Genomic DNA, 21,872 nt, shown 5'->3' on the forward strand with positions numbered 1-21,872 from the left:
GTTGCTAACGCAATCGAGTCTACGCATACGAGGCTGCTATGTCCAGCCGGAGCGTGATACGCTGCCAGCATGGTTCACGGTTGTTTAATGCTTTTTGCGAACATTAAATTACTATGCGAAACAAAATGAATCGCGCTACAATGGCTCACCGTCACCTTGATCTTGTGGCGCCGCCACCGGCCAACTCTGCGCCGGATCTGGCTGGCTACAGTCCCGCGCCGTCTGCGCTCCCGCCTGTGCTGTCCTCACCGTACCACGGACGCAACACCATGAATTCATCTGCCATCCTGCGCCGCCAGCGCGGCTCTGCCGTCGTTGAAATGGCCATCATTGCGCCGATCGCTTTTTTGCTGCTGATCGGCGTGATCGAATACAGCATTCTGTTCTACACCACGCTGACCATGCAGTACGCGGTGCGCGAGGGCGCGCGCTATGCCATCACCGGCCGCACCGACCGCGACCCGGCCGCCAGCAACCAGCAGCGTTATCTGGCAGTGGTGCAGCAGATCCGCAACACCTCGATGGGCATGTACGACACCGTCAATCCGGTGATCTCGGTCAACAACACCACCTATGCCAGCACCAACGCCTACAACGCCAATATGTTCGGCAGCCCCGGCGACATTGTGGTGCTGCGCCTCGATTGCACCTGGAAACTGGCGACGCCGCTGCTGGCGGTGTTTTTTCCCAATGGCGAATACAAGTTCACCGTGGCCGCCACCATGCAGAACGAGGCCTTCTGATGCGGCGCCCCTTGCACCGCCGGCGCAGCCGCGGCATCGCCGCGGTCGAGTTCGCGCTGCTGCTGCCGATTTTGCTGCTGCTGTTCATCGCCCTGATCGACGTGGCGCGCGCGCTGCAGGCCAATATGATCATCATCAACCTCGGCCGCGAGGGCGCCAATCTGGCTTCGCGCGGCAAGCTGCAGTTGTCGGAAAACGCCCAGGCCATCATCGGCCAGGTGGCGGCGTCGGCGCCGCCGCTGGACATGAACAAGCTGGGCATGATTTACATCACCCGCATCATGGGCTCGACCGCCAACGGCGTCACCAGGAGCATCGTGCTGGAGCAGTACCGCTGGGACGACAGCGTCAACAACCGCGGCTACCGCGTCAGCGGCTATGCGCCGGTCAGCAAGATCTGGACCTGCGGCAGCTGGGCCAGCGCCACGGCCGGCAGTTGCGTGGTCCCGAGCGGCAACAGCGCGCCAGCGGTATCGATGATGAGCGGACAATTGCTCGATGGCGAAGTGATTTATGTGGTTGAGGTGTTCTACAAATTCAACATGCTGTTCCAGAGCTTTAAGTTTGGCAGCTGGAGTACGCCCACGCTGGGGCCGGACTTTTATTCGATGACGGTGTTCTGATCATGCGCAACCTGCATACACAACGCGGCGGCATCACGGTGATGGTGGTGATCTCGCTGACAACCTTGCTGGCGGTGGTGGGGCTGGCCTTCAGTGCCGGCCTGAGCTACATGGTCAAGGCCAAGCTCAATGCCGCCACCGACGCCGCCGGCCTGGCGGCCGCGCGTGCCATCAGCAATGGCGCCAACCAGAACGAGCAGATCGCCAACGCCAAGGCGGCCGGGCAGCGCTTTTTCTATGCCAACTTCCCGTCCAACTACCTGATGTCAACCGCCACGCTGAACGACATCAATGTGGTGTTCAACACCAGCGAGGTGACGATTACCGTCAGCGCCTCGGCCACCATGCCGACCGCGCTGTTTGGCGGCTTCACCAGTGGGCCGATGTCGCCGGGCGTGCTGACTGAAACCAAGCGCAAGGACCTGGACATGGTGCTGGTGCTGGACACGTCGGGATCGCTGTCCGGTTCGGCGGCCAATGTGCGCAGCTCGGCGCAGACTTTCCTCGGCCAGTTCAACGCCGACCGCGACCGGGTGGGCTTGCTGCATTTCTCGTATGGCGCCATCGTGGATGATCCGATTCGGCAGACCGCACGCGGCTTCGACCGCGCCAGCATGAACAGCCACATCAGGAACTACAGCTTCACCGGGTCCACCGCCTCGCCGGAAGGCATGTGGTGGGCGCGCGATCAGATCAACAGCGTGCCGACCACCAACAACAACCGTTCCAACCTGCGCGTGATCGTGTTCTTCTCGGATGGTGCGCCGAATTCCTTTGGCACTTATCTCAAGTGGAATAACAACGACTGCGGCCAGCCCGGCACTATCGCCACCGACGACGATGGTTCGGGGACGCCCACCGGCTTGTATTTCCTTAACAGGCAGTCGGACGACATCGGCGGCAACTGCACCCCGGCCGATATCACAAAAAGGGCCTCGGCCTTGCCCGACTGGTACAACGGCCACAATCCGCCCAGCACTTGGAACGATCCCGCGGCGCCGCGCGAATACCCGATTGTCACCAGCTCACCGCGCGTGGTGACCAGCGACATCACCTATAGAAACGTCAACCGCGCCGCGCGCAATCTGGTGGAGGCCATGGCGGCCAAGTCGCGCGACGAGGGGATTTATGTGTTCACGCTGGGGCTCGGCTCGGCGTTGAAGACGGGGACCGGGGCCGATGGCGAAAAGGGCGAGGACACCCTCAAGTGCATGGCCAACTCGACCGATGCGCCGGCGCGCTGCTTCAACGCGGCCAAGCCGGTGGGGGTGTACTGCCACGCGGCCACGCAGGCTGACCTGACGCCGTGTTTCTCCAAGCTGGCGTCGGCCATCCTGCGCATTTCCAAGTGATTACTGCTTGCGCACGTAGGTGGTCAGCTCCCACATGTCGCGGTTGTACAGGCGGCCCTGCCAGTCGGTGTCGCGGTAGTCGAGCTTGACGAAGTTGTTCAGCTCGGGCACGAACCAGACTGTCTCGGTCAGCTGGCCGCTGCCGTTTTTGGTGAAGGCGTCGTCGGCGTTGTAAGTGGCTTCCACCACAATCTTCAGCGCCTCAAATTCGCCGGCCGGCACCTTGACCTTTTCCCAGTCCAGCACCTTGCCCTTGATGTGGTAGCGCCAGTTCTTGCCCAGCTTGGGATTGTTGCCGGTGACATCGCTGCTCCACTCCTTGCCCGGCGCCAGCGGGAAGGCATAGCGTGCGAACGAAGGCGCGAAGTGCATGCTGCCGCGGTTGACCGGATTCATTTCGGCACTGAACAGCTGCTGTGTCACCAGGGCGCCGCTGGCGGCGCGCTTGATCGCCACGTGGATGCCGGCGTCGTCGATGGACTCCACCTCCATGCGGTTGACGTTGCCCTTGGCGCCTTTCCAGACATCGGTGTATTGATAGGTCCACGAATCTCCGACCGCCGGCGCCGGGGCCGGCACCGATTCGTGGTTGCCTGCCAGCGCCGGTAGGCAAGGCAGGATGAAACAGAGCACTGCAAACGAACGTTTGATGGTCATACTGTCTCCTTTGTTGTGATTTGTTCATTGAATATAGCACAACGTTGGGAGGCTGCTACCATCGTTACTGGGCAATATTGCGATATCATATGGCTCGCTAAATATCAGTACAAAACCATCGCAATGAGCAAAGCAAAACCGGCGCGTGAGACTGGCGCACGTCCTTACAAACTGCCAGACATCAAGCCGCAAACCCCTGTTGCCGCGCTCGATAGAAACCGCTACGCCGACATCGCCACCGAGTTCCCGCTGGCGTCGGTGGCGCTGGCGGTGGGCATGTCCACCACCTTCATCAAGAAAATCTGCGGCAACCGCAAGACGCTGGACGTGGCGGCCGTGCTGGCCCTGCTGGATCAGGACGCCTACAAGGAAACTCTGGTTCCGCGCAGCAAGGTGATCGACCATCTGCTGGCGCTGGAAGCGGCCGCCCAGATCAAGCCGAAGCTGCTGGATGTCAGGGACGCCTCGCTGTTCCACGGCCACGTGCTGGACCAGCTGAAACTCATCCCGCGCAAGAGCGTGCAATGCGTGGTGACCTCAACCCCGTATTGGGGCCTGCGCATCTACAAGGAAAGCCATCCGGTGTCGTGGGCCGACGGCGAGCAAAGTCCGTACGGCCACGAGCAGACGCCGGAAGGCTTCGTGCGCCACACCATGGAAATCCTGGCGGCGCTGTACGAGGTGCTGGCCGATGATGGCTCGATCTGGTGGAACATCATGGACTCGTTCAACACCCGCACGCAAATCCGCGGCAACGCGGCCGAGGCCTTGCGCGCCATGCAGGGCAAGGATGGGCGTTCGTGGTCCGAGCATGAGTGCCGCCGTTACAGCGCCGGACACGCTTACCTGAAGGATGGCGAGCAGTGCCTGATTCCGTCCATGATTGCCGAGCGCGCCTCGCGCATGGGCTTTTACGTCAAGAGCGTAATCACCTGGGCCAAGACCAGCACGCTGCCGGAGCCGCAAACCTCGCGCGTCAGCCGCAACCTGGAGTACGTGCTCCACCTGAGCAAGACGCGCACGCCCAAGTTCAACAAGGACATTTACCGCACCTTGCCGGCGGCCTACGGCGGCCGCAACACCGAGCATGAGAGCGACAAGCTGTCCGACGTGTGGACCCTGCCAACCTCCAGCGGCCGCGATGGCCACGGTGCGCAATTCCCGGTGGCCTTGCCGGCGCGCTGCATTGCGCTCAGCACGGACGAGAACGATCTGGTGCTGGACCCGTTTGTCGGCAACGGTAATTCCGGCGTGGCCGCACGCGCGCTCAAGCGCCGTTTCGTCGGCATCGACGTCTCTGAAGAATATCTGGCAGCCTCGAAGAAGCGCATCGCCGAGGCCAAACCCATCAAGCTGCCGAAGGAATAAAGCAAGCCATGACAAATCAGGTGTATGTAGCGCCGGCCACGGTGGTAGCAGCATTGCGCCGGCTGATGGCCATCAAGTTTTCGCGTACCGAGCGGGTATGCCTGATGGGCTTGCTCGCCCTGCATGCCAAGGCGGGCGGCAAGCACGAGGTGGAACTGGTGGCGTCCGGCGCTGGCAGTGTGGAAAGCCAGTTGCTGCAGTTGTTTGGCGTGGCGCCCGGCACCGAGCTGCCGCTGGTGAATCCGTTTGGCATGCGCGAACGCCGGCTGGAATACCTGCGCCCTGGCTATTCGCGCTCGGGCGTGTACACCCATCTTTATCCAGGCCGCTCGCTGGACAAGTTTTTCCCATCCACCAAAACGGATGAGGGCTTGCTGGTGACGCTGCCCGAGGGCGCAGCGGCCAAAATTGCCGAGGTCAAGGTGCCGCTGGAGCCGGCGCTGGCCTTTCTGCTGCGCCGCGAAGCGTTCCCCGAGGGCGCCGATGTGGCTCAGCTGGTGGAGCGCGCCAGGACCGTACTGGGCCTGGATGAGCTGGCCATGCATGAGCTGTTTGAGCCCACTCCCGACTTTGCCATCGAATTCTCGCCCACGCCCTTCGGCAACACGCTGGCCGACCTGCCGCCGGATCTGCAGCCGCCATTGCCGGTCGCTGCGGACCATGCCGCCAGTGCGCATGCGGCGCGCAGCATCGTGCCGACCGCGCCGCGCGGTGCGGTCAAGCTGGCGATTGATCCGAACATCCAGCGCCGCCTGCGTGGCGCTTTCCGCGCCGCCAAAGCTATCGCGCTGGTGGGGCCGCCCGGCACCGCCAAGTCGTGGATGCTGGAAGATGTGCTGGAGGCAGCCGCCGCCGATCCGGCCAGCCTGGGCCTGGCCGAAGCGCCGTCCTACGACCGCCACACGGCGGAAGTGGACTGGTCGGCGCGCACCGTGATTGGTGGCTATTACCCGCAAGCGGACGGCCGGCTGGTGTGGCAGGACGGCCACTTGCTGCGCGCCATCCGCGAAGGGCGCTCGCTGTGGATCGAGGAAATGAATCGCGCCGATCTGGACCGTGTGCTGGGACCGGCGCTGACCTTCCTGGCCGGCCAGCAGGTGGACCTGGGGCCGACGCACCTTGCCGCCAGCGAAGACGCTCCCAGCAAGCCGATGCTGCTGGTCTGGGGCGAGGATGCCGACAGCGGCGTGCTGGAGGACGAGCACCAGCGCGTTTATTACGCCGGCCGCGACTGGCGCCTGCTGGGCACCTACAACAACACCGATCTCGGGCGCGTGTTCCCCATGGGCGCGGCGCTGACGCGGCGCTGGGCCATTGTCCCGGTGGCGCCGCTGGCCGCCGAGCAACTGCCGGCGGTGCTGGACGATGTGGCCGGCCTGCCGGAATCGGCGGCCAGCCTGATCACCCTGGTGTACAGCCTGCATCTGGGCGAAATCCCGCTGGGGCCGGCGCCCTTCATCGACATGGCCAGGTACGTGGCGGCCAATGTGGCGGCGGATGAGAGCGACGTCAATGTCCAGCTGCAGGATGCCTATGTACTGCACCTGGCCCAGCAACTGAAACGCCTGGACGTGGACCGGCGCGAAGCCTTCATGGACCGCCTGGCCGGCATCCTCGGACGCGACTTGAGCAATGAGCTTGCCCGACTCTAAACCGGCGCACATCCCGACCGACGGCATTGCCGAGCTTTGCCATCTGTGGGCCGGCAAGGGCAATCTGCATGACTGGCTGGAACCGTCGGAACGCAGCATCTCGCGCGAGTGGTCGCCGGGCAAGGTGCAGGCGCGCTTTGCCGAGAGCGTGCTGTGGGACGCCGAGCGCACCATCGCGCCCTTGCTGCCGCGCGGCACGGCGGCCTGGATGGACCAGTTTGAAGCGCAACTGATCCGCAACACCGCCTATACCGACCTGCCCACCGCCCACACCGACTGGGCGCTGACCTTGTCGCAGTTCGGCCGCTATCCGTCGCCGCAGTACGTCGACCGGCGTCCGGTCAACACGCTGGAAAGCGCCTTGTCGCGCGTCAGCCTGTGGCTGGGCAAAGCCGTTGGCGAGGCCGAGCTGCTGGTGAAGCGCAAATTCGACCGGGTGCCGTTGTCCGCCGCCGCACGCGACAAATTGCTGGCGCCAATGAAAGTGGCGCGCATGCTGGAGCTGGCCGCGCCCGACAGACTGGATGAAGAAGACCTGGCCGTCTGCGCCAGCGCCGGCGGCAGCTGGACGCTGGTGGCGCGGCTGGCGCGCCGGCTGTCCGGCATCTGGCAGCGCGACCCCGCCAGCCAGCTGGCGCTGCTGCCATCCACCTTGCCCGAGCTGGGTTCGCAACTGTTTGAACTGGCCACGCTGGGCGCCTGCGTGGTCACGCTGCGCAAGCACTACGCCAGCGACGCCTGGACATCCCTGGCGCCAATCGGCGCCTCCGACCGCCAGGCACCCTGCATCAGCTACGAGGACGCCGGCTTTCGCTGGCAAGCCTACTACCAGGTCGTGCCAGCCGGGCGTCGCAACAGCGACGGCCCCTACGCCTCGCTGGGCGCAGCGCTGGGCGTGGCGCCGCTGCGGCCGGACGTATGGCTGACCTTTGAACTTGGCGAACGCAAGCTGGAACTGGTCATCGAATGCAAATACTCGCTCGACCCGTCTTACATTGCCTCCGGCATCACGCAAGTGCTGGGCTACAGCAAGGAGCACCCGGTGCCGGAAGGCTGGACCCGCTGGTACATGGTGGTCGGCCCGAAAGAAGCGATCCCCACCATGGCCACATGGCAGGACCAATTCTTCATCGGCAACCCCGATCACCTGAAGGCGCTGATCGACACCATCCTCACCTCGTGATGCGTCACGTTTGATGCAAGTCTATCTCATGGCCTTTCCAGAGAGTCTTTAGAGGGATAAAGCATATGATCGGGCGTAGCGTTTTCGTCGCCTGCGCCAGCGTCGCGTCATTGTGCCGCGTCAATCTTCTAAATAACCCAATCGGTTTAGGTTTTTGATACAATGCCAACTGTACTGACGATTTTTGGCTTGCGCGTGGCCATCTACCCCAACGATCACCGACCTGCTCATATTCACGTTCAAGGCAACGGTTGTGAAGCAGTGTTCAATTTGCATTGCCCAGATGGGCCGCCTGAGTTGCGGGAGAACTACGGTTTTTCGCAAAAAGAGCTGGGCAAGATTGTCGGGGCGCTCGCCAGGAATCTGGTCGAGCTATGTGCTGAATGGAGAGCGATACATGGACATTACTGATACCACATTCGAGGCCGCGAACCGTCGTGGAGCGGCAAAAAAAACTGCTTTCCCGGCTGTCGTGGCAGTACGTTATGACCGTCGCATTTCGCGCATCGTGATTTCCTTGGCGTCCGGTTTGCAAATCGCGTTTGCGCCCCGTGACGCACAAGGTCTGGAGAACGCACACCCGGCAGACCTGATCGATGCCGAGATAAGTCCTTCCGGTTTGGGCGTGCACTTTCCTAAACTCGATGCTGACCTTTACATCCCCGCGTTGCTGGAAAGCTTTCTTGGCTCCAAGCGCTGGATGGCTTCACAGATGGGCAAAGTAGGTGGCAAAGTATCCTCCGATGCCAAGACGGCCGCATCGCGTGAAAACGGGAAGCTGGGTGGCCGTCCAAAGAAAGTCAAGGAGCCGGCCGCAGCATGAGAAAATCAGAACGCGCGGGATTGTCGGTGATGGGCTTCTATCGCCTGCTCGAATGCAGCTCCGTGACGAGGACGTTCGCCTTGAAGTGATTCCTGCAAAAATACCTGATCTCACATCAGGATGACGTCGTACTGCTCCTGGTGGTAGGCATTTTCCACTTGCAGGGAGATTTTCTTGCCGATGAAGTCGCCCAGCATGGCAAGGTGCTGGGATTCTTCTTCGAGGAACATGTCCACCACTTCCTGCGAGGCCAGGATGCGGAATTCGCGCGGGTTGAATTGCTTGGCTTCGCGCAGCAGTTCGCGCAGGATTTCGTAGCAGATGGTGCGCGAGGTTTTCACTTGCCCGCGGCCGTTGCAGGCCGGGCAGGGCTCGCACAGGATGTGCGCCAGCGATTCGCGCGTGCGCTTGCGCGTCATCTCCACCAGTCCCAGCGCCGAGAAGCCGCTGACCGAAACCTTGGTGCGGTCGCGCGACAAAGCCTTCTTCAGCTCGGCCAGTACAGCGTTGCGGTGCTCGGTGTTCTCCATGTCGATGAAGTCGAGGATGATGATGCCGCCCAGGTTGCGCAGCCGCAGTTGGCGCGCAATCGCATGCGCCGCTTCCAGGTTGGTCTTGAAGATGGTGTCCGCGAAATTGCGCCCGCCGACAAAGCCGCCGGTGTTGACGTCGATGGTGGTCATGGCCTCGGTCTGGTCGACGATCAGGTAGCCGCCCGACTTGAGGTCCACGCGCCGGCCCAGCGCGCGCAGGATTTCTTCTTCCACGCCGTACAGGTCGAACAGCGGACGCTCGCCGGTGTAGTGGTGCAGCCGCGGCAGCACGCCCGGCGTGTAGGCCTTGCCGAATTCCTGCAAATTGACGTAGTTCTCGCGCGAGTCGACCTGGATGGTGGCCGTTTCGTCGTGCACGAAGTCGCGCAGCACGCGCTGGGCCAGGCTCAGGTCCTGGTGCAGCAGGGTGGTGGCCGGCCTGGTGCGGGCGCCATGGGTAATGGCGGCCCAGGTCTTGCGCAGGTATTCGATGTCGGCGGCGATGTCCGAGTCCGAGGCTTCCTCGGCCTGGGTGCGCACGATGTAGCCGCCTTTTTCTTCCGGCGGCAGCAGGCTTTGCAGCCGGGCGCGCAGGGCCTCGCGGTCGGCTTCCTTTTCAATTTTCTGCGAGATGCCGATATGCCCGTCCTGCGGCAGGTACACCAGCATGCGGCCGGCGATCGAGATCTGGGTCGACAGGCGCGCGCCCTTGGTGCCGATCGGGTCCTTGATGACCTGCACCGTCAGCACCTGGCCGTCAAACAGGATTTTCTCGATCGGCGTGGGAACGGCGTTGCTGCCGCCGTCATGCGGCCGGGCTTCCCAGATGTCGGCCACGTGCAGGAAGGCCGCACGTTCCAGGCCGATGTCGATAAAGGCCGACTGCATGCCCGGCAGCACGCGCACCACTTTGCCGGAATAGACGTTGCCGGCCAGCCCGCGCGTGAGGGTGCGTTCGATGTGGAGTTCCTGCACGGCGCCCTGCACGATGAGGGCGACGCGGGTTTCCTGCGGCGTGATATTGATCAGGATATCTTCATTCATGCCCCGATCATACACGGGCCTCAAGGGAGCGGCAAACCCGCCTGACGCAACAGTTGCACGGTTTCGTAGATGGGCAGGCCCATGATGCCGGAATGGCTGCCGGAGATGTGCTCGATGAACTGCGCCGCCGGCCCCTGGATGCCGTAGCCGCCGGCCTTGTCGTACGGCTCGGCCGAGGCGCAATACGCCGCAATCGCCGCCGGCGACAGCACGCCAAAGCGCACGTCCGACACCTGCGTGACCTGGCCCGCGAAGTCGGCCGAAGCGACCGCGATGGAAGTCAGCACCTGATGCGTGCGGCCCGACAGCTGCTGCAGCATGGCGCTGGCTTCGGCCGGATTGGCCGGCTTGCCCAGGATGGCGCCATCGATGGTGACGGTGGTGTCGGCCGACAGCACGGGACGCGGCGCCATGCGGCGCCTGGTCACCAGGTCGGAGGCAAATTTGGCTTTTTCCAGCGCCACGCGGGCGACATAGTCGAGCGGCGCTTCGCCGGGCAGCACTTCTTCGGTGACGTCCGGGCCGCGCGGGCCATCGCTGCGCAACAGCAGCAGTTCAAAGTCGATCCCGACCTGGCGCAGCAGCTCGCGCCGCCGCGGGCTTTTCGAGGCGAGGTAAATCTTCTTGTCGACCGGTTTCATATGATTGTTGTTAGACGCGGTGATAAGGGTGGTTCTGGGTAATGGTCCAGGCACGGTACAGCTGTTCGGCCAGCATCACCCGCACCATACCATGCGGCAGGGTCATGCTGGAAATCCGTATCAAACCTTCCGCGCGCGCCTTCAGCGCCGGATCGAGGCCGTCGGCGCCGCCGATCAGGAACGCCGTGTCGCGGCCATCCTGCTGCCACGCCTCCAGCTGCTGCGACAGGCCCACCGAGGTGAGGTCCTTGCCGCGTTCATCGAGGGCGATGATGCGCACCGATTTCGGCAGCGCCGCCTCGATGCGCTCGCGTTCCAGCGCCATCGCGGTGGCGGCGGTCTTGCTGCCGGAACGCTCGACCGGCTTGATTTCCTTCAGCACGATCTTCAGTTCCGGCGGCATGCGCTTCACATACTCGGCATAGCCGGTTTCGATCCAGGCCGGCATCTTGTGGCCGACCGCAGCGATGATCAGCTGCATACGGGATTACTCAGCCGCTTTTTTGATGCGCTTGATGACGGTCTTGACCGGGGCTTCTTCGGCCTTCGGCTTGGCGGCGCGTGGCTTCGGTGCAGCCTTCAGGGCCTTGACGGCGGCCACGGTGGCCTTCGGCGCGGCGACCTTCACCTTCTTGCCGGCTGGGACGGCGGCCGGTTTGTCGGCGGCGGCTTTTTTCACAGCAGGGGCTTTCTTGGCGGCGGCTGGCTTGCGGGCGGCGGTCTTCTTCTCGACCACGGCTTCGGCGGCCACCGCTTTCTTGCCGGCGGCCAGGTGGCTGCTGATCTTCTTCGGTTCGGCTTCTTCCGCTTCCTTGGTGCCCTTGCGCTTGGCGGCGCCCAGTTTCACCGGCTTGTCGCCCCAGATCTCTTCCAGGCGGTAGTAAGCGCGGATCGGCGCCTGCATGATGTGGACAATGATGTCACCCAGGTCGACCAGCACCCATTCACCGGTGTCCTCGCCTTCCATGCCGTAGACTTCACCGCCGGCTTCCTTGACCTTGTCGCGCACCGAGGCGGCCAGCGCCTTGGTCTGACGGTTGGAGGTACCGGAAGCAATCGCGATGCGGTCGAACAGGCTGGTGAGGTGGGTCGTGTCAAACAGGACGATATCTTGGGCCTTAACGTCTTCGAGGGCGTCAACGACCAGGGTTTGCAGTTTTTTGATGTCCATTAGCTTTTGTATAAATGGTGTTGTTCAATATAGTCTAGCACTAGCGGCGGGATAAGCGAGTTTGCCTGCTCCCCCCGTTGTAATGCCGCACGTATCTGGGTGGCGGAGATATCCACCGCGAAGTCCTGTGCCAGATAAGTCAGACCATGCGGCGTGTTGCGGATTTGTTCAGACGTTCCCAAACGGCGGGAAAACGCCTCGGCCACTGCCGGCGGCAAGTCGGCGGTGGCAATGTCATAGCCGGGGCGGGCCGCTACGCAGATATGTGCGTAGTCGAACAGCGCCTGCCATTGATGCCAGGTGTCGAGCCGCTGCAGCTGGTCGGCGCCCATCAGGAAGGCCACCGAGGCTTGCGGCCCCAATTCGTCGCGCACATTGCGCAGCGTATCGATGGTGTAGGTCGGCAGCCCCTGGGCGCCGCGCGCGATTTCCTGCATGTCCACCGCCACGCTGAACGGCTGGCCGGCAAAGGCCAGCGCCACCATGTCGGCGCGCTGCTGCGACGAGGCTTTCAGCGAGGCTTTCTGCCACGGCAGTCCGGTCGGGATCACGCGCAACTGGTCAACTTGCAGCAGATTGGCGAAGTATTCGCCCAACGCGACATGACCTAGATGCACCGGATCGTAGCTGCCTCCCAGCAGTGCGATGCGGTAGGCCATCGTCACGCGGCGAGCCAGTCGCGATGCGGCAGGAAGTCGGCATACAGCGCCGCTTCCGGCGAGCCGTCCTCCGGCTCCCAGCGATAGCGCCATTTGACGATGGGCGGCATCGACATCAGGATCGCTTCGGTGCGGCCGCCGGACTGCAGGCCAAACAGCGTGCCGCGGTCGAATACCAGATTGAATTCGACATAGCGGCCGCGCCGGTAAGCCTGGAAGTCGCGTTCGCGCTCGCCGTACGGCGTGTCCTTGCGCGACTTCAGGATGGGCAGGTAAGCCTTGAGGAAGGCGTCGCCGACGCTTTGCGTCATGGCGAAGCTTTGCTCGAAGCTTTCGGCGTTGTAGTCATCAAAGAAGATGCCGCCAACGCCGCGCGCTTCCTGGCGGTGCTTCAGGTAGAAATACTCGTCGCACCATTTTTTAAATCGGCCATGCAGGTCCGCGCCAAACGGGGCGAGGGCGTCATGGCAGGTCTGGTGGAAGTGTTTGACGTCTTCCTTGTCGCCGTAATACGGCGTCAGGTCCATGCCGCCGCCGAACCACCATACCGGCTCGCCGGCCGCGTTGGTGGTGCTGAAGAAGCGCACGTTCATGTGCACGGTCGGCGCGTAAGGATTGCGCGGATGGATCACCAGCGAAACGCCCATGGCTTCCCATGGATTGCCGCCGATGTCCGGGCGGTGCGCCGACGCCGATGGCGGCAGCCTGGCGCCCAGCACGTGCGAGAAGTTCACTCCGCCGCGCTCGATCACATTGCCTTCTTCGACCAGGCGCGAAATCCCGCCGCCGCCTTCGGCGCGCTGCCACTCATCGCGCAGGAAGGCTTTGCCGTCAACGGCTTCCAACGCTTGCACGATGTTGTTCTGCAGGTCGAGCAGCCAGGCTTTGACTGCTGCGGGATTCGGTGCGGACGACATCTTAGTGTTTCAGACCGCGCCAGCCGATATCACGGCGGCACTGCATGCCTTCAAAGCTGATCTGGTCGACCGCTTCGTAAGCTTGTTTCTGCGCCAGCTTGATGCTGTCGCCCAGGCCGACCACGCACAGCACGCGGCCGCCGGTCACCTGCAGCTGGCCGTTCACGTCGGCGGTGCCGGCGTGGAAGGTCACCGATTCCGGCGTTTCGGCCGGGATGCCTTCGATCACGGCGCCTTTCAGCGGGGCGTCCGGATAGCCGGCGGCGGCCAGCACCACGCCCACGGCGGTGCGGCGGTCCCATTCCAGTTCCACCTGATCCAGCGTGCCGTTGACGGCGTGTTCCATCACGTTCACCAGATCGGTCTTCAGGCGCGACATGATAGGCTGGGTTTCAGGATCGCCCATGCGGCAGTTGAATTCCAGCGTGCGCGGATTGCCCTGGGCGTCGATCATCAGGCCGGCGTACAGGAAGCCGGTGAAGACAATGCCGTCCTTGGCCATGCCGGCGATGGTCGGGTTGATGATCTCGCGCATCACGCGGGCGTGCATGGCAGGCGTCACGATCGGGGCCGGCGAGTAGGCGCCCATGCCGCCGGTGTTCGGGCCTTCGTCGTTGTCTTTCAGGCGCTTGTGATCCTGGCTGGTGGCCAGCGGCAGGATGTTTTTGCCGTCGCACATGACGATGAAGCTGGCCTCTTCGCCGGCCAGGAATTCTTCGATCACGATGCGCGCGCCGGCGTCGCCGAAGCGGTTATCGGCCAGCATGTCGTCCACCGCGCGGTGCGCTTCTTCCAGCGACATGGCGACCACCACGCCTTTGCCGGCGGCCAGGCCGTCGGCCTTGATGACGATCGGCGCGCCGTTGGCGTCGATGTAGGCGTGGGCTTGCGCCACGTCCGAGAAGGTCTGGTATTTGGCAGTCGGGATGCCGTGGCGCTGCATGAAGGCCTTGGCGAAGTCCTTCGACGATTCCAGCTGCGCCGCTTCCTTGGTCGGGCCGAATACTTTCAGGCCGCGCGCGCGGAACAGGTTGACGATGCCGCCGGCCAGCGGGGTCTCAGGACCCACCACGGTCAGGCTGATGCCTTCGCTCTCGACGAAGTTGGCCAGCTCGTGCAGGTCGGTGATGTTGACGTTGACCAGGCGCGCGTCGCGCGCGGTGCCGCCGTTACCCGGGGCCACGTACACCATCTGAATGCGCTCGGATTGCGCCAGTTTCCATGCCAGCGCGTGTTCACGGCCGCCGGAGCCGACTACCAAAATTTTCATAAGTCCTCAGTCTTCGATTTCTACGTTCGAATACACTTCCTGCACGTCGTCCAGTGCTTCCAGCGCGTCCAGCAGTTTTTGCATCTTGATCGCGTTGTCGCCGGTGACGGAAGTGACGGCGTCCGGCTTCATGATGATCTCGGCCACTTCGGCCTTGAAGCCCTTGGCTTCCAGTGCGTCTTTCACGCCGGCGAAATCGTGCGGGCCGCAGATGACTTCAATGCCGCCTTCTTCGTCGGTGACCACGTCTTCGGCGCCGGCTTCCAGCGCGGCTTCCATCAGCGCGTCCTCATTGGTGCCCGGTGCGAACAGGAACTGGCCGCAGTGCTTGAACATGAAGGCCACCGAGCCTTCGGTGCCCATGTTGCCGCCGTTTTTGTTGAAGGCGTTGCGGACTTCGGCCACGGTGCGCACGCGATTGTCGGTCATGCAGTCGACGATGATGGCCGCGCCGCCGATGCCATAGCCTTCGTAGCGGACTTCCTCGTAGTTGGCGCCATCCTCGCCGCCGGTGCCGCGGGTGATCGCGCGCTGCACGTTATCCTTCGGCATATTGGCGTCGGCCGCCTTGTCCATGGCCAGGCGCAGGCGCGGATTGGCCGTCGGGTCGCCGCCGCCCATGCGGGCAGCCACGGTGATTTCCTTGATCAGGCGCGTCCAGATTTTGCCGCGTTTCGCGTCGGTTGCTGCCTTTTTGTGCTTAATGTTGGCCCATTTGCTGTGTCCAGCCATGTTCGGTCTTCCTTCGGCGGTATTTCGTTTGGTGATCGGTGGTGTGCGGTGAGGGCGGTATTCTAGCATAAGAGGCTAGCCAGAAACCGTCGCCCCGGCCCCACGGTTCCGCTAGAGGCCGCGCTCCACTTTTTGTAGGGATGCTGTCATATCCTGCTGCTAGGGTTGACTTTTTTGACACTATTTTGCAGCGGGAGTGAACATGGATCGTCGGCAGTTTCTGAAATTCGGCAGCTTTATCACGGTATCGGTGGCTTCGGGCGCGGGCCTGAGCGCCTGCGGCGGCAGCGATGGCGCCCCGGGCAGCGCGCTGCCGCCGGCCAGCGGCGCGTGGAAGTTCCCGCAAAGCGTGGCCTCGGGCGATCCGCGCGCCGACAGCATCCTGCTGTGGACCCGCGCCGTGCCGGCATCGGCCGATAATGTGGCGGCGGTGGCCGCCGGCGCCGATGCTTCGATCCGTTTGGTTGTGACGTCGGCCGACAACAGCAAGGCGCTGGGCAGCAACGCGGCGCTGAGCGGTACCACCGTGGCCGACGTCACCCTGCCGCTGCAGGCGCAGTACGACAACACCGTACGTCACAAGCTGACCGGTTTGTCGGCTGCCACCACCTACTACTATCAGTTCATTGCCGGCGACAACCGCTCCAACGTCGGCCGCTTCAAGACCGCGCCGGGCGCCGACGCGGACGTGGCGCAGCTGCAATTCGTCTACATGACCTGCCAGGACTGGAGCGTCAACCACTGGGGCGCGATGACCACCATCGCCGCCGAGAACCTGGATTTCATCGTCCACCTGGGCGACTACATCTACGAGACCGTGGGCGAGGACTTCCAGCTGGGCGCAGTGGAAAGCCGGCACGATGCGCTGGTGCTGCCGGACGGCGTGTTCAAGAACGGCACCTCGGGCGCGAAGTACGCCAACACGCTGGCCGACTACCGCTACCTGTACAAGAAGTACCGCACCGACGCGCGCCTGCAGGCGCTGCATGAACGCTTCGCCTTCATCGCCATCTGGGACGATCACGAGTTTTCGGACGATGCGTGGCAGGATGCGCAGACCTACGACGGCTCGTTCAACGCCGACGGCTCGGATCTGCACCAGACCGCGCGCCGCCGCAACGCCAATCAGGCCTGGTTTGAATTCATGCCGGCCGATGTTTCGCTGGAAGCGGCCAACACCACCTTCCAGAACATCAAGATCTACCGCGACTTCCAGTTCGGGAAGCTGATGCAGCTGGTGATGACGGACGAGCGCCTGTACCGCTCCGACCACGTGATTCCTGAATCGTCGGTCAATCCGGCCACCGGCAAGCCGCTGGGGCGCATCGGCTCGCGCTACCTGGTGCCGCAGGATCTGTTCAACAGCGTGGAGGCGCAGAAGATGGCCGGCGCCAAGACCATCGGCCTCGATCCGCTGACCACCGCCACCATCCTTGGCAACCCCCAGCGCCAGTGGTGGATGGACAAGATGAAGTCCGCCACCGCGACCTGGAAAGTGTGGGGCAACGAAGTGTCGCTGCTGCGCATGGGCCTCAACGGCGTGGACGCCGTGGCGACCTTGCTGGCGTTGGCCGCCGTCCCGACGCTGGCGGCGTCGGTCGGCAGCACGGCGGCTGCGGCGGGCGCCAACTTCGCCGTGGCCGGTGCGATTGTGGCCGGCGCTACGGCCGGCGCATCAGCCGCCATCGCGCAGGCCGGCGCCACGGCCATTGCCACCACCGCTGCGGGCGGCGGCGCGGCGGACGCGCAGGCTGCGGCGGGCATCAAAGCCGGCCTGACGGCGGCGCAAGCGGCGATCGCGGTGGCCACGCTGACAAAAGTCGGCGCGGCGGCGGGTGCAGGGCAGAGCGGCGCGGCGCTGGCCGCCGTGGCGGCACAAACCATCGCCTTCGGCTACATCAAACCGGACGTGCAGGCCAGGAAAAGCGAATCGGCCTTCGTGGCGGCGTCTGGCAAGAAGGAAGCGCTGGCGGCGTTCTTCACGCGCTTCCTGCTCAACTGCGACCAGTGGGACGGCTACAACAGCGAGCGCAAAGCGCTGATGTCGCACCTGAAGACCAACAACGTCAGCAACGTGGTGGCGATTACCGGCGATATCCACTCCTTCTTCGCCGGCACGGTGAATGATGATTTTGACGCGGCCGGCGGCGGCACGCCGGTGATGGTGGATCTGGTCTCGGCCGGCATCAGCTCCGACTCGTTCTTCAGCTACCTGCGCGACGCGGCGGCCCTGCTGGGCGACATCGGCACGCTGGTGTCCTACCCGCTGGCGGTGCCGGTGCCGGGTATGGGCACGGTCAACCTGAGCTTCAACCTGCTGGACTACACCATGGGCAAAGCCGCGCCGACGCTGGCCTCGCTGGCCGAGCAAACCCGCGTGCAGCTGCGCGGCGCGCTGGCGGCCAAAGGCGTACCCGAGGCGCAACTGGAAGCGACGGTCGGCGCCGTCCTGACCGGCCTGCAGGCCAACAGCGACTTCAACACCAGCCTGCTGGCCCTGGCGCAGCAACTGGCCGGTCTGGGCAACAATCCCTGGCTCAAGCACCTGAACACCGATGCCCAAGGCTACACGCTGGTCACGCTCACCCCCGGCAAGCTGACCGCCCAGTTCCGCCAGGTGAACAAACTGGTCGCCGGTGCAGTCCCCGCCACCATCGTAGCCCGCACCGCCACCGCCACGGTGTCGGCCGGTACGCCATCCGTGACCATCAGCTGACTTTTACCCCGTACGCGACGTTGGCTCACCAGCGCCGCGTCATAAGGGGTTGACACCGCAGGGGGCAGACCCTGCTTTGCCGGGGGAGGGCTCAGCAGCCATTCGCTTTTGCCCGTACAATCTCGGGTATGGACAAAAGCACCACACCAACGCGTGCCGCCTTTCTGAGCGGCCTCGGGATCGCCATCGGCGGTTCGGTTTTGTTTTCCACCAAGGCCATCGTCGCCAAGCTGCTGTACCGCTACCATATCGATGCCGTCACCCTGATCGCGTTCCGCATGCTGTTCTCGCTGCCGGTGTTTGCCGCCGTCGCCCTGTGGAAGATGCGCACCGCGGCGCCGCTCACCACCAACGACCGCTGGCGCATCCTCGGCCTCGGCCTGGTCGGCTACTACCTGTCCAGCTTTCTCGATTTCCTCGGCCTGCAATACATCTCGGTCGGCCTGGAACGCCTGATCCTGTTCCTGACGCCCACCTTTGTGCTGCTGATCAGCTCCACCTTCCTCAAACAGCACATCAGCCGCAAGCAGTGGATGGCGCTGCTCATTTCCTACCTCGGCATCGTGCTGGTGTTCGTGCACGATCTGCAGGGCGGCAGCAATGTCGTGCTCGGCGCCGCGCTGGTCACCGGCTCGGCCGCCGCCTATGCCGCCTATCTGCTGCTGTCCGGCGAAATGGTAAAACGATTAGGCTCAATACGGCTGGTGTCGTACGCCATGTGCGTCTCCACCGTCGCCTGCGTGGGCCAGTTCTTCCTGCTGCGGCCAGCCTCCGGCTTGCTGCAGCCGCTGCCGGTGTATGGCCTGTCGCTGGTCAACGGCATCCTGTGCACGGTGGCGCCGGTGTTCATGACCATGATCGCGGTCGAGCGCATTGGCGCCGGCACGGCCTCGCAGGCTGGTATGATCGGCCCCGTTTCAACGCTGTTTTTGGGCGCGCTGCTGCTGGGCGAGCCCGTCACCTCCTGGCAGCTGGGCGGCACCGCCCTGGTCCTGTCAGGGATTTATCTGCTGTCCAAAAAATAGGATCAAGACATGAAGACCCGCATTGCCCTGATTGCTCACGATAAGAAAAAAGACGACATGATCGCCCTGGCCAGCGAATACAAGGCCTACCTCTCGACCTGCCAGCTGGTCGCCACCGGCACCACCGGCGGCCGCTTGATCAATGAAGTGGGCCTGACGGTCGACCGCAAGCACTCAGGCCCGTTCGGCGGCGATTTGCAGATCGGCTCCCTGCTGGTGGAAGGCGAAATCGACGTGGTGATCTTCCTGCGCGACCCGATGACCCCGCAGCCGCACGAACCGGACATCAACGCCCTGGTCCGCGCCTGCGACGTGCACAATACGCCGTGCGCGACCAACGTGGCGTCGGCACATCTGGTACTGTCTCAGCTTCAGCAACGCGCAGCCCAATAAAGGAGAACGACGATGGTCAAGGCGATCCGCATGAGCCGCACAGGCGGCCCCGAGGTGATGGAACTGGTGGAGGTGGACCTGCCGCCGCCCGGCCCCGGGGAAGTGCGGATGCGCCATGCAGCCATCGGCCTCAATTACATCGACGTCTACCACCGCACCGGCCTGTATCCGCAACCACTGCCCGGCGCACTGGGCGTGGAAGGCGCCGGCGTGGTGGAAGAGGTGGGCGAGGGCGTGACCGGGTTCCAGCCCGGCGACCGGGTGGCCTACGGCGGCCGTCCGCTCGGCGCCTACGCGGAAGCGCGCAACATCCCGGCCTCGCAAATCCTGCTGCTGCCCAAGCAGATTGAATTCGACACCGCCGCCGCCATGATGCTGCAAGGCCTGACGGTGCAATACCTGTTCCACCGCACCGTGCCGCTGAAAGCCGGCGACACCGTGCTGTTCCACGCCGCCGCCGGCGGTGTCGGCCTGATCGCCTGCCAGTGGGCGCGGGTGATGGGCGTGAACCTGATCGGCACCGTGGGCTCGGACGAGAAAGCCGCGCTGGCGATTGAAAACGGCGCCACCCACGTCATCAACTACAACAAGGAAAACTTCACCGAGCGGGTGAAGCAACTGACCGATGGCAAAGGCGTTTCGGTGGTGTACGACTCGATCGGCAAGGACACTTTCACCGGCTCGCTCGACTGCCTGCAGCCGCTGGGCATGATGGTCAGCTTCGGCAATGCCTCCGGCCCGGTGCCGCCGTTCGGCCTGAACGAACTGGCCAGCCGCGGCTCGCTGTTCATCACCCGGCCTTCGCTGATGGCCTACATGGCCAAGCGGGAAGACCTGGAGGCGTCGGCCAAGTCGCTGTTCGGGGTGGTCAGCAGCGGCGAGGTCAAGATCGACATCCGCCAGCGCTACGCCCTGGCAGACGTGCGGCAGGCTCACATCGACCTCGAAGCGCGCAAGACCACCGGCTCCAGCATTCTGCTGCCATGAACGAGCCGCGGGATTACGACGCCGAGGAGCGCGAGGACGGGGATTTTTCCGACATGCTGAGCGAGATGCGCATCCTGCTGCCGGGGGCGCAGATGCTGTCGGCGTTCCTGGTGATCCTGCCGTTCAACTCGGGCTTCTCGCAGATTGTGCATCTGGAAAAGCAGCTGTTCCTGGCCACCTTTTTCTTTGCGCTGACCAGCCTGGTACTGCTGAGCGCGCCGGCCATTCAGCATCGCCTGATGCGCCCGCTGAAAGACCGCGTGCGCTTCAAGCGCGTAGCCACGCGCCAGATCGTCGCCGGCGCGTTTTCGCTGGCGATCGCCCTGGTGCTGGGAACCTTGCTGGTGATTTCGGAGGTGTTTGGCACCACCATCGGCCTGATCATGGCGGTGGTGATGGCGGTGTTGATCCTGTGCGCTTGGTGGCTGCTGCCGATGTGGCTGAAGCGCGCCATGCGTGATTCCGGCGAAAGCAGGGATCCTTAGAAAGCACGCGTTAACATGCGTGCCGGCGTTCTATGGATTCCGGCCTGCGCCGGAATGACGGTCAGTTGGCTTTGGGGGCGGGGGCGGCGGCCTGCATCGTTTCCGTCTTCGGCTCGATGGTGATGTCGATGGTGCGCGGCACGCCGTTCTGGCCGGGGAAGCCGGTGAACGCGCTTTGCACCAGGGCTGGCATCACATGCGGCGTGGCTTGCACGCTGCTGGTGTTTTGCACGGTGACGTCATACAGCTTGCGACCGGAGGTGCTGTTGATGGTCACGCGCAACTGGCGCTGATACTGATGCTTGACGCGCTCTTCCACGCGAGTCGGGCCATAGAAGAATGGATCGTAGAAGAACGGACGATAGGCCCAGCGCGAGTAGCCCCAGCCATAACGACCATAGTAACGGCCATAGTACGGACCACCCCAGTACGGACCCATGAACGGGTCTTCCGTCTGCAGCACCCGCACCGGATGATCAATGGTGAAGAACTTCATACCAACCAGCAATTTCGGCTGTTGGTTGTCGCTCACCTGGTGGAAGCCCAGCTTGCTCAGCTCATTGGCGACCAGCACCTGGTAGTTGCGGTATTCCAGCGTATCGTCGGCGCCTTGCGGTGCTTCAAACGCGTAAGCCTTGTCCTGAATATCGGCCGGCCAGTCGTTGAAGGCGGTCACGTTGCTGCTGATGGTGGTGGCGCAGCCGCTCAGCAGCAGAACAGCGGCTGTGGCCAGGGTGGCGAGATATTTCATGATGACCTCTCAGGTAAGACGGTATTTTCCAGAGCTAAGTTTAGGATGCTCACTTGGACCTTGCATGATTATTACAGAATGTTACCGCATCGTGGAAAGCGGCAACTTACAAGTCGGTAACACTGGCCGAAATGACAATTCCGCGCC

At 63.5% G+C, this 21,872-nt stretch carries 23 protein-coding genes; 13 read left to right on the forward strand and 10 right to left on the reverse strand.

What is annotated here, in order from left to right:
• The first annotated feature begins 269 nt into the window (after window positions 1-269).
• Genes ABDW57_RS03630 through ABDW57_RS03640 form a run of 3 tightly spaced genes read left to right on the forward strand, consistent with a single transcriptional unit; the run spans window position 270 to window position 2,718 of the window.
• The gene (locus ABDW57_RS03630; protein WP_343728839.1) at window positions 270-743 is read left to right on the forward strand and encodes a TadE/TadG family type IV pilus assembly protein; all 474 of its coding nucleotides are present in this window, start codon (window positions 270-272) and stop codon (window positions 741-743) included.
• Complete coding sequence (locus ABDW57_RS03635; RefSeq protein WP_343728840.1) at window positions 743-1,366, forward strand: TadE/TadG family type IV pilus assembly protein; 624 nt, start codon at window positions 743-745, stop codon at window positions 1,364-1,366. Before ABDW57_RS03630 ends, ABDW57_RS03635 begins: the two co-directional genes overlap by 1 nt.
• Window positions 1,367-1,368: 2 nt before the next feature.
• The gene (locus ABDW57_RS03640; RefSeq protein WP_343728841.1) at window positions 1,369-2,718 is read left to right on the forward strand and encodes a vWA domain-containing protein; all 1,350 of its coding nucleotides are present in this window, start codon (window positions 1,369-1,371) and stop codon (window positions 2,716-2,718) included.
• On the opposite strand, the gene ABDW57_RS03645 is transcribed toward ABDW57_RS03640, so the two are convergent.
• Window positions 2,719-3,375, reverse strand: coding sequence for a hypothetical protein (locus ABDW57_RS03645; RefSeq protein WP_343728842.1), 657 nt, complete (start codon window positions 3,373-3,375; stop codon window positions 2,719-2,721).
• Window positions 3,376-3,498: 123 nt separating this feature from the next.
• On the opposite strand from ABDW57_RS03645, the gene ABDW57_RS03650 reads away from it, so the two are divergent.
• The 5 genes from ABDW57_RS03650 to ABDW57_RS03670 all read left to right on the forward strand — a co-directional run bounded on the left by ABDW57_RS03650 (window position 3,499) and on the right by ABDW57_RS03670 (window position 8,401).
• On the forward strand, window positions 3,499-4,743 hold the full coding sequence (locus ABDW57_RS03650) for a site-specific DNA-methyltransferase (RefSeq protein WP_343728843.1): 1,245 nt from the start codon (window positions 3,499-3,501) through the stop codon (window positions 4,741-4,743).
• Between the two features lie 8 nt (window positions 4,744-4,751).
• Window positions 4,752-6,395 (forward strand): AAA family ATPase, encoded by a 1,644-nt coding sequence (locus tag ABDW57_RS03655; protein WP_343728844.1) that lies wholly within the window; start codon window positions 4,752-4,754, stop codon window positions 6,393-6,395.
• On the forward strand, window positions 6,382-7,578 hold the full coding sequence (locus ABDW57_RS03660; RefSeq protein ID WP_343728845.1) for a hypothetical protein: 1,197 nt from the start codon (window positions 6,382-6,384) through the stop codon (window positions 7,576-7,578). The genes ABDW57_RS03655 and ABDW57_RS03660 overlap by 14 nt, the downstream gene beginning before the upstream one ends.
• 162 nt (window positions 7,579-7,740) lie before the next feature.
• The gene (locus tag ABDW57_RS03665; RefSeq protein WP_343728846.1) at window positions 7,741-7,989 is read left to right on the forward strand and encodes a DUF4160 domain-containing protein; all 249 of its coding nucleotides are present in this window, start codon (window positions 7,741-7,743) and stop codon (window positions 7,987-7,989) included.
• Window positions 7,976-8,401, forward strand: a complete 426-nt coding sequence (locus ABDW57_RS03670) for a DUF2442 domain-containing protein (protein ID WP_343728847.1) — start codon at window positions 7,976-7,978, stop codon at window positions 8,399-8,401. Before ABDW57_RS03665 ends, ABDW57_RS03670 begins: the two co-directional genes overlap by 14 nt.
• A gap of 110 nt (window positions 8,402-8,511) precedes the next feature.
• On the opposite strand, the gene rng is transcribed toward ABDW57_RS03670, so the two are convergent.
• From rng to ABDW57_RS03710, 8 genes are read right to left on the reverse strand one after another with little or no spacing between them, the layout of a single operon-like run.
• Window positions 8,512-9,978 carry a ribonuclease G gene (rng, locus tag ABDW57_RS03675; RefSeq protein WP_343728848.1) on the reverse strand — a complete coding sequence of 489 codons (1,467 nt, stop codon included), beginning with the start codon at window positions 9,976-9,978 and terminating at the stop codon, window positions 8,512-8,514.
• A gap of 20 nt (window positions 9,979-9,998) precedes the next feature.
• Entirely contained in the window at window positions 9,999-10,619 is a 621-nt protein-coding gene (locus tag ABDW57_RS03680; RefSeq protein ID WP_343728849.1) for a nucleoside triphosphate pyrophosphatase, read from the reverse strand.
• A gap of 10 nt (window positions 10,620-10,629) precedes the next feature.
• On the reverse strand, window positions 10,630-11,100 hold the full coding sequence (gene rlmH / locus ABDW57_RS03685) for a 23S rRNA (pseudouridine(1915)-N(3))-methyltransferase RlmH (RefSeq protein ID WP_072789839.1): 471 nt from the start codon (window positions 11,098-11,100) through the stop codon (window positions 10,630-10,632).
• Window positions 11,101-11,106: 6 nt separating this feature from the next.
• On the reverse strand, window positions 11,107-11,790 hold the full coding sequence (gene rsfS, locus ABDW57_RS03690) for a ribosome silencing factor (RefSeq protein ID WP_343728850.1): 684 nt from the start codon (window positions 11,788-11,790) through the stop codon (window positions 11,107-11,109).
• Window positions 11,790-12,449 carry a nicotinate-nucleotide adenylyltransferase gene (locus ABDW57_RS03695; protein ID WP_343729109.1) on the reverse strand — a complete coding sequence of 220 codons (660 nt, stop codon included), beginning with the start codon at window positions 12,447-12,449 and terminating at the stop codon, window positions 11,790-11,792. The genes rsfS and ABDW57_RS03695 overlap by 1 nt, the downstream gene beginning before the upstream one ends.
• Before the next feature lie 2 nt (window positions 12,450-12,451).
• A complete protein-coding gene (gene hemF, locus ABDW57_RS03700) occupies window positions 12,452-13,366 on the reverse strand; it encodes an oxygen-dependent coproporphyrinogen oxidase (RefSeq protein ID WP_343728851.1) in 915 nt (304 codons plus the stop codon).
• 1 nt (window position 13,367) lies between these two features.
• Window positions 13,368-14,636, reverse strand: coding sequence for a phosphoribosylamine--glycine ligase (gene purD / locus ABDW57_RS03705; RefSeq protein ID WP_343728852.1), 1,269 nt, complete (start codon window positions 14,634-14,636; stop codon window positions 13,368-13,370).
• Between the two features lie 6 nt (window positions 14,637-14,642).
• Window positions 14,643-15,368: a YebC/PmpR family DNA-binding transcriptional regulator gene (locus tag ABDW57_RS03710; RefSeq protein ID WP_343728853.1), complete on the reverse strand. Its 726-nt coding sequence runs from the start codon at window positions 15,366-15,368 to the stop codon at window positions 14,643-14,645.
• A gap of 202 nt (window positions 15,369-15,570) precedes the next feature.
• Between ABDW57_RS03710 and ABDW57_RS03715 the strand changes: the two genes are divergently transcribed.
• From ABDW57_RS03715 to ABDW57_RS03735, 5 genes are all read left to right on the forward strand, one after another.
• On the forward strand, window positions 15,571-18,084 hold the full coding sequence (locus tag ABDW57_RS03715) for an alkaline phosphatase D family protein (RefSeq protein ID WP_343728854.1): 2,514 nt from the start codon (window positions 15,571-15,573) through the stop codon (window positions 18,082-18,084).
• Window positions 18,085-18,212: 128 nt separating this feature from the next.
• Window positions 18,213-19,109, forward strand: a complete 897-nt coding sequence (locus ABDW57_RS03720) for a DMT family transporter (protein WP_343728855.1) — start codon at window positions 18,213-18,215, stop codon at window positions 19,107-19,109.
• A gap of 9 nt (window positions 19,110-19,118) precedes the next feature.
• Complete coding sequence (locus tag ABDW57_RS03725; protein ID WP_343728856.1) at window positions 19,119-19,502, forward strand: methylglyoxal synthase; 384 nt, start codon at window positions 19,119-19,121, stop codon at window positions 19,500-19,502.
• A 12-nt stretch (window positions 19,503-19,514) separates the two neighbouring features.
• Complete coding sequence (locus tag ABDW57_RS03730; RefSeq protein ID WP_343728857.1) at window positions 19,515-20,489, forward strand: quinone oxidoreductase; 975 nt, start codon at window positions 19,515-19,517, stop codon at window positions 20,487-20,489.
• Window positions 20,486-20,974, forward strand: coding sequence for a DUF6328 family protein (locus ABDW57_RS03735; protein WP_343728858.1), 489 nt, complete (start codon window positions 20,486-20,488; stop codon window positions 20,972-20,974). The genes ABDW57_RS03730 and ABDW57_RS03735 overlap by 4 nt, the downstream gene beginning before the upstream one ends.
• 61 nt (window positions 20,975-21,035) lie before the next feature.
• On the opposite strand, the gene ABDW57_RS03740 is transcribed toward ABDW57_RS03735, so the two are convergent.
• The gene (locus tag ABDW57_RS03740; RefSeq protein WP_343728859.1) at window positions 21,036-21,725 is read right to left on the reverse strand and encodes a DUF4136 domain-containing protein; all 690 of its coding nucleotides are present in this window, start codon (window positions 21,723-21,725) and stop codon (window positions 21,036-21,038) included.
• Window positions 21,726-21,872 lie beyond the last annotated feature (147 nt).

This window comes from Duganella sp., from assembly GCF_039595735.1.
Classification (GTDB): domain Bacteria; phylum Pseudomonadota; class Gammaproteobacteria; order Burkholderiales; family Burkholderiaceae_D; genus Rugamonas.

Bases quoted from the DNA above. Each gene is read 5' to 3' on its own strand.
- ABDW57_RS03630 (WP_343728839.1), top strand. From the start codon at position 270: ATGAATTCATCTGCCATCCTGCGCCGCCAGCGCGGCTCTGCCGTCGTT.
- ABDW57_RS03635 (WP_343728840.1), top strand. From the start codon at position 743: ATGCGGCGCCCCTTGCACCGCCGGCGCAGCCGCGGCATCGCCGCGGTC.
- ABDW57_RS03640 (WP_343728841.1), top strand. From the start codon at position 1,369: ATGCGCAACCTGCATACACAACGCGGCGGCATCACGGTGATGGTGGTG.
- ABDW57_RS03645 (WP_343728842.1), bottom strand. From the start codon at position 3,375: ATGACCATCAAACGTTCGTTTGCAGTGCTCTGTTTCATCCTGCCTTGC.
- ABDW57_RS03650 (WP_343728843.1), top strand. From the start codon at position 3,499: ATGAGCAAAGCAAAACCGGCGCGTGAGACTGGCGCACGTCCTTACAAA.
- ABDW57_RS03655 (WP_343728844.1), top strand. From the start codon at position 4,752: ATGACAAATCAGGTGTATGTAGCGCCGGCCACGGTGGTAGCAGCATTG.
- ABDW57_RS03665 (WP_343728846.1), top strand. From the start codon at position 7,741: ATGCCAACTGTACTGACGATTTTTGGCTTGCGCGTGGCCATCTACCCC.
- ABDW57_RS03670 (WP_343728847.1), top strand. From the start codon at position 7,976: ATGGACATTACTGATACCACATTCGAGGCCGCGAACCGTCGTGGAGCG.
- rng (WP_343728848.1), bottom strand. From the start codon at position 9,978: ATGAATGAAGATATCCTGATCAATATCACGCCGCAGGAAACCCGCGTC.
- ABDW57_RS03680 (WP_343728849.1), bottom strand. From the start codon at position 10,619: ATGAAACCGGTCGACAAGAAGATTTACCTCGCCTCGAAAAGCCCGCGG.
- rlmH (WP_072789839.1), bottom strand. From the start codon at position 11,100: ATGCAGCTGATCATCGCTGCGGTCGGCCACAAGATGCCGGCCTGGATC.
- rsfS (WP_343728850.1), bottom strand. From the start codon at position 11,790: ATGGACATCAAAAAACTGCAAACCCTGGTCGTTGACGCCCTCGAAGAC.
- ABDW57_RS03695 (WP_343729109.1), bottom strand. From the start codon at position 12,449: ATGGCCTACCGCATCGCACTGCTGGGAGGCAGCTACGATCCGGTGCAT.
- hemF (WP_343728851.1), bottom strand. From the start codon at position 13,366: ATGTCGTCCGCACCGAATCCCGCAGCAGTCAAAGCCTGGCTGCTCGAC.
- purD (WP_343728852.1), bottom strand. From the start codon at position 14,636: ATGAAAATTTTGGTAGTCGGCTCCGGCGGCCGTGAACACGCGCTGGCA.
- ABDW57_RS03710 (WP_343728853.1), bottom strand. From the start codon at position 15,368: ATGGCTGGACACAGCAAATGGGCCAACATTAAGCACAAAAAGGCAGCA.
- ABDW57_RS03715 (WP_343728854.1), top strand. From the start codon at position 15,571: ATGGATCGTCGGCAGTTTCTGAAATTCGGCAGCTTTATCACGGTATCG.
- ABDW57_RS03720 (WP_343728855.1), top strand. From the start codon at position 18,213: ATGGACAAAAGCACCACACCAACGCGTGCCGCCTTTCTGAGCGGCCTC.
- ABDW57_RS03725 (WP_343728856.1), top strand. From the start codon at position 19,119: ATGAAGACCCGCATTGCCCTGATTGCTCACGATAAGAAAAAAGACGAC.
- ABDW57_RS03730 (WP_343728857.1), top strand. From the start codon at position 19,515: ATGGTCAAGGCGATCCGCATGAGCCGCACAGGCGGCCCCGAGGTGATG.
- ABDW57_RS03735 (WP_343728858.1), top strand. From the start codon at position 20,486: ATGAACGAGCCGCGGGATTACGACGCCGAGGAGCGCGAGGACGGGGAT.
- ABDW57_RS03740 (WP_343728859.1), bottom strand. From the start codon at position 21,725: ATGAAATATCTCGCCACCCTGGCCACAGCCGCTGTTCTGCTGCTGAGC.